Source organism: Robbsia andropogonis (assembly GCF_000970345.1).
GTDB classification, from domain to species: Bacteria; Pseudomonadota; Gammaproteobacteria; order Burkholderiales; family Burkholderiaceae; genus Robbsia; species Robbsia andropogonis.
Genome location: NZ_LAQU01000008.1, coordinates 21,712 through 37,135, shown reverse-complemented (window position 1 = coordinate 37,135; position 15,424 = coordinate 21,712). Strand labels below are relative to the sequence as shown.

The following is a 15,424-nucleotide window of genomic DNA, read 5'->3' as shown; positions in this document are numbered from 1 at the left end:
AATCATTCGTTGTGTCAAGCCAGACTGCCTGACTACGCTTCGAAGGTGCCGCCATGGCACATCCAACGATGGAGGAATACATGACTAAACGTGACACGCTGTTTTTGCTGGAGGCCGGCTTCAGCGATCCGCAATACCCGGGAGAACGTTTCCTGTGTCCTGACGGCGCTGCGATAGAAGGACTATTGGCGTCCGATCGTGCGCGCGCGGCGCGTCTCGACATTATTCGGGTGCCGTTTCCAAAACCACGCGAAACGGTTGTCGCCGCGCTGGACGCAGAGCATCAAGGTGTCCCCCTCCTCATTCTGGGTGATGAACAGGCCACGCCTGACGATGCCAAGTCATTGCGCGGTCGGAGATATGTGGATGATCCAAACCGAATCCTGTCTCTGCTCGCCGAGCGGCATGGTTTTCCCAAATTACATTGACTTGAAATGTAGGTGACGGAAGGTATTTTCTTGGCGACGCTGAGGTTGTGCGCAATGTGTCACGTCACGGGTACGTGAACTGGCCTGCGATGGCGCCCTGGGTTCGCACGTCTGCATTATGCAAAATAGGCATAAGAGCATGTCAAATGCTTGGTTCGCGCGGGATAGCGTCCGCGGTATGCTGGACGCTCTCTTTTATGGATGGCGTTGCATATGGGCCACGACTCGGAATTTCTGTGGTATATCCCAAATCAGTCGGTGGCCGGCCATCGTGGTGACAAGGTAGTCGCTGACCATAACAGTTTGGCGACACTGACCACACAGGCGAAAGCGCTCGAGGAATACGGCTGGAAAGGTGCACTGCTTGGTGCCGGCTGGGGCCGTCCGGATACTTTTACCGTGGCTACGGCCCTGGCCGCGCGCACGCGGACGTTCGAGCCGTTGATTGCTGTTCGGCCCGGCTATTGGCAGCCGGCCCAATTAGCGACTGCCGTTGCAACGCTCGACAATCTGATCGACGGTCGGGTTCGTCTCAATATCGTGTCGGGGAAAGACGATCTTGCGGCGTATGGCGATCGGGAAGGCGATCACGGGCAGCGTTACGCCCGCACTCGCGAATTCATGCAACTGATCCGGCGCTTGTGGACCGAAGAAAATGTGACCTTCAACGGGGAACACTTCCAGGTTACAGCGTCAACCTTGTCGCCACGGATTCAGCCGCGAGGCGAGCGGCGGCATCCAACGCTGTACTTCGGTGGTGCGTCAAGCGCTGCGGAAGAGGTCGCCGCAACCGAGGCCGATGTACAGTTGTTCTGGGGAGAGCCGCTGGCGGATATCGCAGAGCGCATCGACCGCCTGAAAAAACGTAGCGAGATAGCGGGACGAACGTTGCCACCGTTGAAATTCGGCTTGCGCGTCACCACGCTGATCCGCAACACATCAGAGCAGGCCTGGGCCGACGCCGAAGCCAGGGTGGCGACGATGGCGCGCGGCGACGGCGGACAGTGGCATGATCACAGACACACATTGGCCGTAGGGCAAAAACGTCTGCTGGACTTGCAGTCACGTGGTGATGTATTGGATGATAATCTCTACACCAGCCCTGGCAAATACGGCGGCGGTGGCGCTGGCACGACCTGGTTGGTCGGGTCGGCCGAGGAAGTGGCACGGTCACTGCGCAAGTACGAGGCCCTGGGCATTTCCCATTTCATCCTTTCCGATACCCCCTATCTGCAGGAAATTGAACGACAGGGCAGGCAATTGTTACCCCTGCTCCGCGATTAAAGATGTTTTTTACGCCCCGGGGGAGCAGTGAAACCAGACTGATGACCCCGCGGATGCTCATGCGGGATGGGCGAGAGAACGTATACTGTTGGCATCATCATGGATGCGTTGTCGGTGCGAATGCCTGAATGAATTGGATTGTTGCCTTGCCGATGTACAACGTCACGACGTTACTGGATCAACAGTGGCGGGCACTATTACGTGATGTCATCATGCAATTGCGGGCAATGGGTATCAAGGACGCCATTACAGTGCATGATGCCCCGGGGCCTGATATCGCTGCATTATGGCAGCGTCCCGATCTGTTGTTATCACAGACGTGCGGCTATCCACTGATGTTTCAGTTAAAGGAAAAGGTACAGGTTGTTGCGGCACCGGTGTTCGATGTAGAGGGATGTGATGGACCGTCCTATCGAAGTGCGATCGTCGTCTCGGATAACGCTTACGCATCAGGTGCCACGGAACTGGCGGCCTGCCGGGGCTTGCGTGCTGCTTATAATACGATGGACTCGCACAGCGGCATGAATGCGTTTCGCGACCGCGTGGCGCCACTTGCGAAAGATGGCCGATTTTTTGCATCGGTGGTTGAGACAGGGTCGCACATCGCCTCCCTTCAGGCGGTCGCGCAAGGGCATGTCGACATTGCCGCGATCGATTGCGTGACGCTGGCCTACGCGCGTGACGCATTCCCGTTCGTCAGGCAACGAACCCACTGCATTGATCTGACGGTCCCTGCGCCCAGTCTACCGTTTATCGCGTCGCCTTACGTGGACGGTACGCTGCTGGCGCAACTGCGAGTGGCGCTCGCCACAGCGATCACCCTCGACGACGGGCGTGCGCGTGCACTGCGTTTAACGGGCATCGCGCCCATGAATCGTGCGGCGTATCACGCCATTGTTTCCGCGGAATCCAGGGCAATCGCGGCCGGCTACCCATCACTATCTTAGCCGAGGACGTCCGACGGCATTGGCACGTCTAGGTCGGCGGATTTTCGCATTTTCCAGCGAGTATAGCAGCCTGCGTGATATCGATACAAGCATTTTTCGCTTCCCGGTCGAGGTTCATGGGAATTAGGATGGCCAGTGGGAAACGAGGTGGGTGAATTGATGAATAGGAATACAAATCATAAAGAAAGCGGGGAAGCCGAAAACGGCACGCACGCCACCGCTTTCTTTGATGCGGAACATGCGCGTGCGATATGCCGCCTGCAGGAGCGCTTCATTGCCCGATCCGAATGGCCGACGTGGGCAGTATGTGTGAGTGTCTATGGAATGTGGATCGGCACGCTGGTGTTGTTGCATTTGCAGTGGTTGAGTTTGTTGCTAGCCACACCTTTGCTTGTTTTTTCCGCGGCATGGTATATGTCATTGCAACATGAGTTGTTGCATGGCCATCCAACGCGATCCTGGCAATTTAACAAGTTTTTGGGTTATGCGCCATTGGCGGTGTGGTATCCCTATACGCTTTACCGCGACTTGCACATACGGCATCATCGGGATGCAGACTTGACAGTTCCGGGGCTGGACCCTGAGACTAATTATGTAGATGCGGCCAGATGGCAAGGCATGTCGCGGATGGCGCGGCAACTGTGCAAAATCCAGCGTACGTTCATTGGCCGGATGATTGTAGGACCGCCGTTAGCGGTGGCTCGAACTTATGCAGATGCGGCGAATGCGCTAGCGCATGGCGAATGGCACTATCTGAGAATGTGGTGCACGCATGGCCTGTTGTTGTTCGCGATGCTGGTGGGGATGCGGCATTGGGCTGGCGTTCCGGTATGGTACTACCTCATTGCTGTTTCATGGCCGGCATTGTCGCTGTCAATGATTCGGTCATTCTATGAGCATCGCGCGGCGGAGGTTGTTGGGGAGCGTACCGCAATCAATGAGGCGGGATGGCCGATGCGTCTGCTTTACCTGAACAACAACTACCATCTCGTGCATCACGATTTGCCGGGGCTGCCATGGTATCTGCTGGCAGCGGCTTATCGCCTGCGATCCATCGATTACATACAGAAAAACGGCGGTTTCCGGGTCGCTGGTGGATACAGGACATTGCTGAGAAAATTTGCTTTCCGGGAGCCCGACGCGGCGGTACATCCCATCGCCATTCGTGCGCCACGTCGTTGAGCGTCGATATTCAGGGGAGCGCGCGGTCCTTCACAATGCGCTTTGCCGATCGTGCTCAACGGCAGGTGTGGTAGGGACCCATGTCGAGATGCAAATGCGTGTGATGAAGGGCGTTGTAATCAGGCCCCAGGACGACGTGGAAATAGCGGCAGGCGCCGTCTCGTGCCTGTTTCAAAAGCATTCCTCGCGGCGTGTCGCGATGCCAATCATCAGCGATTGATATGCGTTGTCCGTTGCTGAGGACAAACGCTTCTATGTCGATTGCGTTTGCATGGGCATGCTCACTAAGAGTGCCTTGTGATGCATGATTGATATTGCGGCAGGCGAAGGTACCAACATGATCAATGCGGGTGATGCGAGCGAGCTGTAGCGCCGCCGCAGGCTGCCAGGCGTGTCGCTCCGCCATGGCAAGACTCAGCGCCAGTGGGCAGCTCGCAAGGAAAGGCTGGTTGACGGCGGCGTCGGAGAGTCGCGAGACGCGCACCGCGTCATGGACATAGCAGCCATTTACAGAAGTGGTATCGGCTACCGCGTCAAACGTCATTCCGGATGTCGCAAGGGCGGCCATGCACCGCGCTGGATCATGCGTTGCTTGCCAGAATTTCCACGTCGTCAACGGTCCCGGTGCCGCCGCTACGTTAAGCGGCATGAACGGGTTGAATCGCTCCGGCACGGGGACCTGACCTTGCTTGATCATCCACGCCGCGCCAAACCCGCCAAGCAAGACAGTCAACAATACCCATGCGACGGCTCGGCCAAGGGTCATGTCGTCTCCGGTGATGTCAGGGCGCCTGCGTAGGCGTGCTCGCGCGCTTTACTAGCATTCCCCATACCCGTGTGCTGTGTTATTGGGGCACTTTAACGGCGCTTGCCAGCGTTAACGTTATTTCTTTGCAGCGAGTGCCGACATCGCGGCGCCCACTTCATGCTGGCCTCGCGCGATCAATGCGTCACTGGCACCTCGAATATCGGCTGCATCCTTGTTCTGCCCCAATTTGCGTTTGCCCACGAGCCGGGTAATTTCGATTTCCACACCAACGATCGCCTTCAACATCGTATTCAAATAGTCCGACGGAGCATCGCCCATTTTCCACGGCACCGCCTCGCCCGCCTCATGCGTTCGGGTCAACCGTGCGACGACGCCACGTACAAACGCCTCGTCGTCTCGAATTCGGATCCGGCCATGCGCATGCACCACTGTGTAATTCCAGGTGGGTACCTGACGATGATGTTCATGCTTGCTAGGGTACCAGGACGGCGATATATACGCGTCGCCGGCGTGAAAGATCACCATGACGTTGTCGTCATTGGTGCATGTTTGCCAGAGGGGATTGGCACGTGCAATGTGGGCGTGCAGCGTGCCGAATGCGCCATCCGCGCTTAATTCGAATGGCAGATGATTGGCATCGAATCCTTGCGCATCCCGTGTCACGAGCGTGCCTAACGGATGTTCGACCATCAACGCGTGCAGCACCTGGGTGTCGGTTTCGAGAAACGCGGATGGAATGTACATGATGGACTCGTTCGTGGCGGGGCGGTGAAGGGACAACCGGAAAGCGGTCCGATGGTGTTTCGTCGATTATCCCAAGGAAATGGTTTATTCTGTAGATCCATTTTTGATACAAATGAATAGACCACTATCATGCCGCGCACGGCGAGTAATGTCGACTTACCATGGTTGCCAGTACTGGATCGCGGTGCCGGAAATCTCGCTCGCCAACTGTCGCAGGTTTTTCGAGATGCCATCCAGCGAGGGGATTTGCGAGTGGGCGAGGCGGTACCTTCGACCCGGCTGCTGGCAGCGGTGCTGCAAACCGCTCGTGGAACAGTGGTGGAGGCCTCCGCGCAATTGATCGCGGAGGGCTTTCTTGAGTCGAAAAGCGGTGCGGGCACGCGTGTGGCGATTGCCTTCACCGACATACAACCCGCGCAAGTACGTGATCGCAATGCTTCGGAACAGCAGCGTGTCGACTTGCCGAGAGCCGTATTGCCGCCTCATGCTGCACGCTTTGCGCGAATCACCGCCGAATTCCGCGCGCTGCCGGCGGTGCCCTTCGCGGGTATCCATACCATTCGGATCGGCCATGCCCGGAGACGCTTGGCGGCGGCTTGGTAATCGCGTGCGTGCAACGGGCCCCGGTGCGCCCGCGGGATATGGAGAGGCACAGGGGGTGTTACCGTTGCGCGAAGCCATTGCGAACTATGTCCGCAAGTCACGATCGGTTCAATGTCAGGCGAGCCAGGTTATCGTAACGAGCGGCACGCAGCAGGGCTTGTATCTGACGAGTCAGGTGTTACTCACGCGGGGAGATGCAGTCTGGGTCGAGAATCCCTCCTATCGCGGTGTGACAGCAATGCTGGAAAGCACTGGCTACGGAGAGACAATGATTCGCGTGCCTGTGGACGCAGATGGCATTGACGTCGAAGCAGGCATTCGCATGGCTGTACACGCGCGTGCTGCTTACATTACACCGTCGCACCAATATCCGATGGGGATGCCGTTGAGCATGGCGAGGCGCAACGCCCTGCTGGCCTGGGCTCGTCGAGAAAATGCCTGGATCGTCATCCACCCGAGGCCGACCAGTATGTGCTGGCGGCCTACATGCAGGAGGGGCATCTGGAGCGGCATATCCGAAAAGTCCGCAATGTATATGCCGCCTATGGCAAGGCTTTGCTGACGGCACTGGATGCACTATTGCCGACCGCGTATGCGTGGGTTGCGCCAGGAGATCAGGGCATGCACCTCGTGCTCTGGCTGGCAGCAAACCTGGACGATCGCGCGATTGCCCTCGCCGCTGCTGATGTCGGCGTTGCTGTCCGCGCGGTGTCCCCGACATTCGCACCCGGAACGGGTCGTCCGGGATTAATTTTGGGATTTGGTGGCTTCACGGTTGCCCAGATGTGGACGGCCGCAGAGCGACTTGCCAGCGTGATTCTTTCTGCAAAACCCGCCCGCGGGTGAATGTTCGCGTGCCTGTTTAATTGAAGCTCGCCTGAGCAACAAAGAATTTATAGTTTCTTTATACCGGTCGTTACTTTCTTTGCAGGTTCTTTATGGCCCTTTAGATAGTCTTCGTCTTGACCCAATCCCCATGAGGAAGGAATCAAATGGACGTTGTCTATCTGGCCGGCATGCTCGGCTTGTGCGCGCTCTGCGCGGTGCTGATCCAAGGGTGTACCCGCTTGCATCGCCCGCCCGGAGGCCGCCCATGAGCGCCTGGAGTGTGTGGACGGCCGGCGCCGCATCGGTGCTGCTTTTTGTGTACCTGGTGTACGCGCTTATCCGGGCGGAGGATCTGGAATGAATGCCAATAATCTGGGCCAGGCAACCGTGCTCATCGTGTTGCTATTGGTGTTGGCCTTCCCAGTAGGACGTTATATCGCGTCCGTCATGGATGGATCGTCATTCGTCGTGCGGCGCATCGGACGACCGGTCGAGCGATTGTTATACAAGCTCGCCGGCGTCGACCCCGGCAGCGAGATGTCGTGGAAGCGGTACGCACTCTGCCTGCTGGTATTCAGCGGTGCCGGCACCTTGCTGTTGTATGCGATCCTGCGATTACAACAATGGCTTCCGCTCAATCCGCAGGGCATGGCCAATATGACGCCGGATGCGGCATTCAATACGGCGATCAGCTTTGTCACCAATACGAACTGGCAGGAATACGGCGGCGAAAGCACGCTGGGCTATTTTGCGCAAATGGTGGGTCTTACCGTGCAGAATTTCCTGTCGGCGGCCACCGGGATTGCCGTTGCAATCGCGCTGATCCGCGGCTTCGCACGCCATACGACAAGCACGATCGGCAATTTCTGGGTAGACCTGACGCGCATCACGTTGTATATCCTTGCGCCGATCGCTATCGTATTCGCGGTCTTTCTCACGGGGCAGGGCGTTATTCAAACGTTTTCGCCCTATCGCGACGTGGCCACCTTACAAACCACGACGTACCAAACGCCTAAGCTCGACGCAGCGGGTAGCCCCGTTAAAAATGCAAAAGGCGAGCCGGTCATGGTTGACGGGACAGCCGACAAGCAAACCTTGGCGTTAGGTCCGGTGGCATCGCAGGAAGCGATCAAAATGCTGGGCACGAACGGCGGCGGTTTTTTCAATGCCAACTCCGCACATCCATTCGAGAACCCCACGCCGCTGAGCAATTTCATGCAGGTGCTCGTGATGCTGTTGATACCTGCGGCGTTGTGCGTGACATTTGGTCGTATGGTAGGTGACAAGCGACAAGGACGCGCTTTGCTCGCCGCTATGACGATTGCATTCGTGTTGGCCGTGGGGGTCGAGCTGACGTCGGAGCAGGCTGGTAATCCTGCCTTTGCTGCGTTGCATGTGGATCAGGCTGCCACGGCAATGCAGTCCGGAGGTAATGCCGAGGGTAAGGAAACGCGCTTCGGCATTGCGCAGACGGGCATATTTACCGTCGCGACCACGGCCGCATCCGCCGGTGCCACCGATGCCACGCATGATTCGTTGACACCCATTGGCGGCCTGGTTCCCATGCTGTTGATGCAATTGGGCGAAATGATCTTCGGGGGAGTAGGGGCGGGCCTTTACAGCATGATCATCTTCGCGGTCCTTGCCGTGTTCGTTGCTGGCCTGATGATCGGGCGCACGCCGGAATATCTCGGAAAGAAGATCGAGTCATATGAAATGAAAATGGTGGCGATCACCGTATTGCTTACCCCGTTTCTGGTACTGGTCGGCACGTCCATCGCGGTCCTGGCCGATGCGGGCGTTGCCGGCATCCTCAATCCAGGACCGCATGGCTTCTCTGAAATTCTCTATGCCTTTACGTCCGCATCGAACAACAATGGCAGCGCATTTGCCGGGCTGACGGTGAACACGCCGTTCTACAACGTATTGCTCGGCATCGCCATGTGGCTGGGGCGCTTTGTCTGGATCATACCGGTGCTCGCAATGGCTGGCGCGCTGGCCGCGAAGAAGCGACTTGCACAAACCGCAGGTACCTTGCCGACGCACGGACCGTTATTTGTGGTGCTGATATTGGGCACGATCGTGTTGGTTGGTGCGCTGACCTACGTTCCTGCGCTCGCGCTTGGACCCGTAGTTGAGCAGTTGATCATGCTCGCCCCCCACTAAGCGCTTCCCTTTAAAGATAACGTCATGAATTCTCCGTTGAATAAGGCGCCAACGCAGACGCCTTCGGCCTTGTCGCCTACGTCGCGCTCCGCCTCCCGCTCGATGTTTGATCCGGCGTTGTTGAAGCCCGCTTGCATTGACGCGTTCAAGAAACTTTCGCCCCGCACACAACTGCGCAACCCGGTCATGTTTTGCGTCTACGTGGGTAGCGTTTTGACGACTGTCCTGTGGATCGCGGCGTTGGTGGGGCGTCCCGCGTCATCCGATTCGGCGGGTTTTATCCTCGCCATCGCACTGTGGCTATGGTTCACCGTGCTTTTCGCGAATTTTGCCGAAGCCCTTGCCGAGGGGCGTTCGAAAGCGCAGGCCGCATCGCTTCGAGAAGCTAAGCGCGATGTATTGGCGAAGAAGCTCGTCGATCCAGCACGTCATGACGCGTTCGAGTTGATCAATGCATCTTCTTTGCGCAAGGGTGATCTTGTGGTCATCCAGGCGGGCGATACCATTCCCGCGGATGGCGAAGTAATCGATGGGGTTGCCGCCGTCGACGAATCCGCCATCACTGGCGAGTCGGCGCCGGTGATTCGTGAGTCAGGGGGCGATTTCACCGCCGTTACAGGCGGCACCCGAGTATTGTCGGACTGGATCGTTGCGCGGGTGAGTGTCAATCCAGGCGAAGCGTTTCTGGACCGCATGATCGCGATGGTCGAGGGAGCCAAACGGCAAAAAACACCAAACGAGATCGCGCTGACCATTCTGTTGGTGGCGTTGACCCTGGTCTTGTTATTCGCTACCGCCACGCTATTGCCATTCTCGATATTCTCGGTTTCCGTCATGAAAGCGGGACACGTCGTGTCTATTACGGCCTTGGTCGCGTTGCTGGTGTGTTTGATTCCAACGACCATCGGAGGCTTGATGTCCGCGATCGGCGTGGCCGGCATGAGTCGCATGCTGCAGGCCAACGTGATTGCCACATCAGGTCGTGCGGTTGAAGCGGCGGGCGATGTCGATGTGTTGTTGCTGGACAAGACGGGAACGATTACGTTGGGCAACCGTCAGGCGTCGGCTTTCGTTCCCGCGCCGAATCGGACGGAAGCCGAACTTGCCGATGGCGCGCAACTTGCCTCGCTGGCGGACGAGACGCCTGAAGGGCGCAGCATTGTCGTATTGGCAAAGCAGCGCTTCAATTTACGCGAGCGTGATATGGCTGCCTTGCAGGCAACCTTTATTCCGTTCAGTGCGCAGACGAGGATGAGCGGTGTGGATCTTCCAGACCGTGCATTGCGAAAGGGCGCGGCAACAGCCATTCGACGGTATGTAGAGGAAAGCGGGGGTGACTTCCCTGCCGCGGTGCAACATGCGGTGGACGACGTATCACGTCGTGGCAGTACCCCGCTTGTTGTGGCGCAACGTCGCCTCGACGGCGACGCGCCTGCTGAAGTCGTCGGCGTTGTCGAACTCAAGGATATCGTGAAAGGGGGGATCAAAGAGCGTTTTGCGGAATTGCGCAAGATGGGCATCAAGACGGTCATGATCACCGGGGACAATCGGTTGACCGCCGGGGCGATTGCCGCCGAAGCGGGAGTCGATGACTTTCTGGCCGAAGCCACGCCGGAAGCCAAGCTGGCCATGATCCGATCGCATCAAGCGGAAGGCCGACTGGTCGCCATGACAGGCGACGGCACAAATGATGCCCCGGCACTTGCCCAGGCCGATGTCGCGGTGGCGATGAATACCGGGACGCAGGCCGCGAAGGAGTCGGGGAATATGGTCGATCTGGACTCGAACCCGACAAAACTGATTGAAATCGTCGAAATCGGCAAGCAGATGTTGATGACGCGCGGCGCGCTGACAACCTTTTCGATTGCCAATGACGTCGCCAAGTATTTTGCCATCATTCCAGCGGCGTTTGCGACTACGTATCCCCAATTGCGGGTCCTCGATGTCATGCATCTCAGTTCGCCATCGTCGGCAATTCTGTCGGCAGTGATCTTCAACGCCCTGATTATCGTGTTTCTGATTCCATTGGCATTACGCGGTGTGCGATATCGCGCACTTGGGGCAGCAGCGCTGCTGCGGCGCAATCTGCTGATCTATGGTCTGGGAGGGCTGCTCTTGCCGTTTCCGTGCATCAAGCTCGTGGACATGCTTTTGACTGCGTGCGGTTGGGCTTGAAACGTACTTGTTATTTATCGGCGGGCGGCTTTCCATCGCGTCACGTCAGTCACTCATGAACTGAGATAGCATTCCAGATGAACAACGTTCTTCGCCCATCGCTCGTTTTGCTTGTTGCTTTCACGGTTGTCACAGGGGTTGTGTATCCCGCCGTGGTGACTGGTATCGCACAAGGTGTGTTCCCGAAAGAGGCCAACGGCAGCCTTGTTTATCATGATGGCAAACCGGTGGGGTCCGCGCTGATCGGGCAGCAATTCGATGCGCCGCGATACTTTTGGGGCCGCCTTTCCGCTACGGTTCCGAATCCCTATAATGCCGCGGCATCGTCCGGATCCAATCTCGGACCGACGAATCCTGCGTTGATCGACGAGGTAAAAGGGCGGATTGCCGCCTTGCGCGATGCCGACCCGACGAACGCGGCACTGATTCCGGTCGACCTCGTCACCTCCTCGGCCAGTGGGTTGGACCCGGAAATCAGCCCTGCCGCGGCCGATTATCAGGCCGATCGCGTTGCCAGGGCACGAGGCGTTCCCGTGGATGCAATTCGTGCGAAAATCAAGCAATATACCGTCGATCGGCAGTGGGGCGTGTTCGGCGAACCCCGGGTCAATGTGCTGCTTTTGAACCTGGCCCTGGACGATGCATTGCCGGGCAGTCACGCTGATCCTAGCAATGCGGCGCCCAATCCGGCCCAGGCGCCATCCATCTCGCAATCCGCATCGTGACAGAAAGGCCTGATCCAGACGAATTGTTGAGTCGCATCCAACGCGACGAAGCCCGACAGCAGCGTGGCAAACTGAAGATTTTTTTTGGGGCGTCGGCCGGCGTTGGAAAGACCTACGCCATGCTTCAGGCGGCGCATCGTCTGGCCGATGAAGGGCTCGACGTCGTGGCCGGTGTCGTCGAGACGCACGGAAGACGCGAGACCATTGCCTTATTGTCCGGATTGGAGGTCTTGCCGGCGGCGTACTTCGAACAGCGGGGTCGGCGCCTCGCTGAATTCGACCTGGATGCTGCCCTCGCGCGACGCCCAGCCCTGATCCTGATCGATGAGTTGGCACATTCCAATGTCGCCGGCGCGCGCCATGCGAAACGTTGGCAGGACGTTCAGGAATTGCTGGATGCGGGAATTGACGTCTACACGACTGTCAATGTCCAGCACCTGGAAACATTGAACGATATCGTTGGCCAGATCACCGGGATACGTGTCTGGGAAACCGTGCCGGACAGGATCTTCGATCTGGCGGACGAAGTGACGCTGGTGGACTTGCCACCCGAGGAGTTGTTGGAGCGCTTGCGCGACGGCAAGGTCTACATGCCGGCGCAGGCCGAGCGAGCCATCGAGAACTTCTTTCGAAAAGGCAATCTCATTGCGTTGCGGGAATTGGCATTGCGCCGGACGGCTGACCGTGTGGACGCGCAAATGCGCGAGTACCGCGCCGACCAATCTATTGAACGGTTATGGCGGGCGCGAGAACGATTGATCGTGTGCGTGGGTCCTGGTCCGGACAGTGCTGCCATGGTACGAACCGCATCGAGACTGGCAAGCAGCCTCAAGGCCGATTGGCTGGCGGTGTACGTCGACACACCGCGCTTGCATCGGCTTGCCGACGTCGAGCGCAAGCCGACTTTCGAGGCGCTGAAGCTGGCAGGTGAGTTGGGTGCCGAAACGGTTGTGCTTGATGGTGCTAATGCGGCTGAATCATTGGCTGCTTACGCATTGATGCGCAATGTCTCAAAAGTGTTGGTGGGTAAATCATCTCGCGGCCGCTTGCGCGCGTTATTGCAACCGCCTTTCGCCGCCTGCCTCGCGCAGGCCGCCCCACAGGTCGAGCTGACGTTGATCGCACCCTCATCCGACGTTCGGCATGCGGATAAGCGCGCGAGGCGACCATTGCTGCGACGTGGCGAGTCGTCAGGAGACCCCCGCTCGCCATTGTCGGCCTACGTGATTGCGACGATCATCGCGGCAGCGATCACGGCCGTCGTGACTTTGTCGCTATCGCAGGCAAACTTGTCCAATCTGGTGATGCTGTATTTGCTCGGCGTTGTCTTTGCGGCAGTAAAGCTAGGTCGGGGGCCGGGCGCCTATTTGTCTTTCCTCAGCGTCTTCCTGTTTGATTTCTTTTGTGTCGATCCGCGCTTTTCTTTTGCAATCGCCGATACACAGTATTTACTGACCTTCGTCGTGATGCTGACGACTTCTTTGACGATCAGTCATTTGACGTCGAGTCTGCGCCGACAGGCGCGTGCCGCGTCCGCGCGAGAGCGCCGCACGGCGGCGATGTATGCGATGGTCAAGGAACTGGGGGCGGCGCTGACGGAAGGCCAGATTATCGAGATTGCGACGCGTCATACCCACGAGGTATTCGGCGCGCGTGTGGCGGTCCTCCTTCCTGATAGTGAAGACCAGGTCCGGCAAAAAATCGATCATCCGGACCCGATGACGGCATTACCGGAGGAATCGCTTGCGATCGATGTCGCGCAATGGGTATACGATCGGCAGCAGCCTGCCGGCGCCGGCACGAATACACTGCCCGCCAGCACGGCCTACTATTTGCCGCTAAAGGCGCCGATGCGCACGCGCGGTGTAATGGCGTTGGTCAGTAACCGGAACACGCAATGGGCTTCTCCCGAACAGAACCGGTTGCTGGAAACGTTTGCCTCTCAGATAGCGCTGGCATTGGAGCGCGTGCACTACGTGGAGATCGCGCAGGACGCCCTGGTATCCATGGAATCGGAGCGACTGCGGAATTCCTTGTTGGCGACCATTTCTCATGATCTTCGCACACCGTTGACGGCGATCCTTGGTTTGGCCGCCACGTTGGCGGCACAGCTTCGCGAATCGACGTCATCCCGCAATGACCAGGGGATCGATCTGGCGAATACGATTCACGGCGAAGCGCAGCACATGGTCAGCCTGGTCAGTAATCTTTTGGATATGGCCAGGTTGCAAGGGGGCATAAAGCTGGATTTGCAATGGCTGATGTTGGAGGAAGCGGTGGGCGCGGCGCTTGCGTTGTGCCGCAGAATATTGGATGGTCGTCCCGTGACGGTGACCATCGCGTCCGATGTGCCGATGATTCGACTCGATGCGGTGCTGATGGAGCGTGTGTTCGTCAACCTTTTTGAGAATGTCTGCAAGTACGCAACGCCGGGTACGACGATTGGTATCGTCGGGACGGTGGTGCATGATGGTGCGCGCCGCTTCGTCAAGGTGGCGGTGAACGATATCGGTCCGGGTCTCGTGCCTGGCACCGAGGGCAAGATATTTGATAAATTCACGCGAGGCGTCAAGGAGTCGGCAACGCGCGGGGTCGGATTAGGACTGGCAATCTGCCGCGCGATCGTCGAAGCACACGGAGGCCAGATGCAGGCACGCAACCGGATAAGTGCTACGGGCGAACGCATCGGCGCAAGCTTCTCGCTGACATTGCCGGCGGACGTGCAGCCGCCGGCTATCGAGGAAATGGGGGAGGACGACATGCGTGATGAGGAATGCTCCGGACGTTTGATCGCCGCAGATGCGAAACGAGGGGATGGAGAGCATGAGTAAGCTGGCCGTGTCGGTAGTACTGATAGAGGATGAAAAGCAGATTCGGCGTTTCGTTCGGACCGAGTTGGAAAATCGGGGTATCACCGTGTACGAAGCAGTCACCGGCAAGGAAGGGATTGTCGCGGCCCAGACACGCAAGCCGGATCTTTTGATCATCGACCTTGGCTTGCCGGATATGGATGGCCTGGAGGTTATCCGCAAGGTGCGTGCATGGAGCGATATGCCGCTGATCATCTTGTCCGCGCGCAGTCATGAAGCGGAAAAAGTCGCGGGTTTCGAAGCAGGGGCCGATGATTACCTTACAAAGCCTTTTGGGACAGGCGAGCTGATTGCGCGCATTCATGCGTTGTTGTGGCGAACCAATCGCGGCCACGTTATTGGCGAGGGAAGTTCATCGGAGATTCGGTTTGGTGATGTCAAAGTCGATCTGGACGCGCGCACCGTCATGCTTGGCGATGAGCATGTACGTCTTACGCCGGTCGAATTCCGGCTCCTGTCTTGTCTGATCCGCAATGCCGGTCGCGTCATGACACACCGTCAGTTATTGACGGATGTGTGGGGGCCCGCACACCAGCAGGACACGCAGTACCTGCGAGTGTATATGGGCAACCTCCGGCAAAAGCTCGAGCGTGAACCAGCGCAGCCCGCGCACCTGGTCACGGAAACCGGTGTGGGATATCGGCTGATGGGCGTGCAACGATAGTCATGCAGGCATGTCCGGCGATGTGAACTCGCGGGACAT

The 15,424-nt window shown here is 58.1% G+C and carries 12 protein-coding genes and 1 pseudogene; 11 read left to right on the top strand and 2 right to left on the bottom strand.

Annotated elements, in window-relative coordinates:
* Positions 1 to 80: 80 nt before the first annotated feature.
* The 4 genes from WM40_RS09870 (at position 81) to WM40_RS09855 (ending at position 3,841) form a co-directional block, all read left to right on the top strand.
* Complete coding sequence (locus tag WM40_RS09870) at positions 81 to 428, top strand: DUF3088 domain-containing protein (protein ID WP_024903948.1); 348 nt, start codon at positions 81 to 83, stop codon at positions 426 to 428.
* 213 nt (positions 429 to 641) lie between these two features.
* The gene (locus WM40_RS09865) at positions 642 to 1,712 is read left to right on the top strand and encodes an LLM class flavin-dependent oxidoreductase (RefSeq protein ID WP_046152828.1); all 1,071 of its coding nucleotides are present in this window, start codon (positions 642 to 644) and stop codon (positions 1,710 to 1,712) included.
* Positions 1,713 to 1,840: 128 nt separating this feature from the next.
* Entirely contained in the window at positions 1,841 to 2,659 is an 819-nt protein-coding gene (locus WM40_RS09860) for a phosphate/phosphite/phosphonate ABC transporter substrate-binding protein (protein ID WP_024903950.1), read from the top strand.
* Positions 2,660 to 2,818: 159 nt separating this feature from the next.
* Positions 2,819 to 3,841 carry a fatty acid desaturase gene (locus WM40_RS09855; RefSeq protein ID WP_157685765.1) on the top strand — a complete coding sequence of 341 codons (1,023 nt, stop codon included), beginning with the start codon at positions 2,819 to 2,821 and terminating at the stop codon, positions 3,839 to 3,841.
* A 55-nt stretch (positions 3,842 to 3,896) separates the two neighbouring features.
* On the opposite strand, the gene WM40_RS09850 is transcribed toward WM40_RS09855, so the two are convergent.
* A complete protein-coding gene (locus WM40_RS09850) occupies positions 3,897 to 4,607 on the bottom strand; it encodes an extensin-like domain-containing protein (RefSeq protein ID WP_046152783.1) in 711 nt (236 codons plus the stop codon).
* Positions 4,608 to 4,724: 117 nt separating this feature from the next.
* Positions 4,725 to 5,354: an FMN-binding negative transcriptional regulator gene (locus WM40_RS09845; protein WP_046152826.1), complete on the bottom strand. Its 630-nt coding sequence runs from the start codon at positions 5,352 to 5,354 to the stop codon at positions 4,725 to 4,727.
* A gap of 129 nt (positions 5,355 to 5,483) precedes the next feature.
* Here WM40_RS09845 and WM40_RS09840 point away from each other — a divergent pair.
* The 7 genes and pseudogenes from WM40_RS09840 to WM40_RS09810 all read left to right on the top strand — a co-directional run bounded on the left by WM40_RS09840 (position 5,484) and on the right by WM40_RS09810 (position 15,385).
* Positions 5,484 to 6,803: pseudogene (locus tag WM40_RS09840) on the top strand (aminotransferase-like domain-containing protein).
* 247 nt (positions 6,804 to 7,050) lie between these two features.
* Entirely contained in the window at positions 7,051 to 7,146 is a 96-nt protein-coding gene (gene kdpF / locus WM40_RS09835; protein WP_024903956.1) for a K(+)-transporting ATPase subunit F, read from the top strand.
* The gene (kdpA, locus tag WM40_RS09830; RefSeq protein ID WP_024903957.1) at positions 7,143 to 8,951 is read left to right on the top strand and encodes a potassium-transporting ATPase subunit KdpA; all 1,809 of its coding nucleotides are present in this window, start codon (positions 7,143 to 7,145) and stop codon (positions 8,949 to 8,951) included. The genes kdpF and kdpA overlap by 4 nt, the downstream gene beginning before the upstream one ends.
* A 102-nt stretch (positions 8,952 to 9,053) precedes the next feature.
* The gene (kdpB, locus tag WM40_RS09825) at positions 9,054 to 11,126 is read left to right on the top strand and encodes a potassium-transporting ATPase subunit KdpB (protein ID WP_036010504.1); all 2,073 of its coding nucleotides are present in this window, start codon (positions 9,054 to 9,056) and stop codon (positions 11,124 to 11,126) included.
* Positions 11,127 to 11,203: 77 nt separating this feature from the next.
* Positions 11,204 to 11,851, top strand: coding sequence for a potassium-transporting ATPase subunit KdpC (kdpC, locus tag WM40_RS09820; protein WP_024903959.1), 648 nt, complete (start codon positions 11,204 to 11,206; stop codon positions 11,849 to 11,851).
* Positions 11,852 to 11,877: 26 nt separating this feature from the next.
* The gene (locus WM40_RS09815; protein ID WP_236693452.1) at positions 11,878 to 14,682 is read left to right on the top strand and encodes a sensor histidine kinase; all 2,805 of its coding nucleotides are present in this window, start codon (positions 11,878 to 11,880) and stop codon (positions 14,680 to 14,682) included.
* Positions 14,675 to 15,385 carry a response regulator gene (locus tag WM40_RS09810; protein WP_024903961.1) on the top strand — a complete coding sequence of 237 codons (711 nt, stop codon included), beginning with the start codon at positions 14,675 to 14,677 and terminating at the stop codon, positions 15,383 to 15,385. The genes WM40_RS09815 and WM40_RS09810 overlap by 8 nt, the downstream gene beginning before the upstream one ends.
* The last annotated feature ends 39 nt before the right edge of the window (positions 15,386 to 15,424 follow it).

Bases quoted from the DNA above. Each gene is read 5' to 3' on its own strand.
- WM40_RS09870 (WP_024903948.1), top strand. From the start codon at position 81: ATGACTAAACGTGACACGCTGTTTTTGCTGGAGGCCGGCTTCAGCGAT.
- WM40_RS09865 (WP_046152828.1), top strand. From the start codon at position 642: ATGGGCCACGACTCGGAATTTCTGTGGTATATCCCAAATCAGTCGGTG.
- WM40_RS09860 (WP_024903950.1), top strand. From the start codon at position 1,841: ATGAATTGGATTGTTGCCTTGCCGATGTACAACGTCACGACGTTACTG.
- WM40_RS09855 (WP_157685765.1), top strand. From the start codon at position 2,819: ATGAATAGGAATACAAATCATAAAGAAAGCGGGGAAGCCGAAAACGGC.
- WM40_RS09850 (WP_046152783.1), bottom strand. From the start codon at position 4,607: ATGACCCTTGGCCGAGCCGTCGCATGGGTATTGTTGACTGTCTTGCTT.
- WM40_RS09845 (WP_046152826.1), bottom strand. From the start codon at position 5,354: ATGTACATTCCATCCGCGTTTCTCGAAACCGACACCCAGGTGCTGCAC.
- kdpF (WP_024903956.1), top strand. From the start codon at position 7,051: ATGAGCGCCTGGAGTGTGTGGACGGCCGGCGCCGCATCGGTGCTGCTT.
- kdpA (WP_024903957.1), top strand. From the start codon at position 7,143: ATGAATGCCAATAATCTGGGCCAGGCAACCGTGCTCATCGTGTTGCTA.
- kdpB (WP_036010504.1), top strand. From the start codon at position 9,054: ATGTTTGATCCGGCGTTGTTGAAGCCCGCTTGCATTGACGCGTTCAAG.
- kdpC (WP_024903959.1), top strand. From the start codon at position 11,204: ATGAACAACGTTCTTCGCCCATCGCTCGTTTTGCTTGTTGCTTTCACG.
- WM40_RS09810 (WP_024903961.1), top strand. From the start codon at position 14,675: ATGAGTAAGCTGGCCGTGTCGGTAGTACTGATAGAGGATGAAAAGCAG.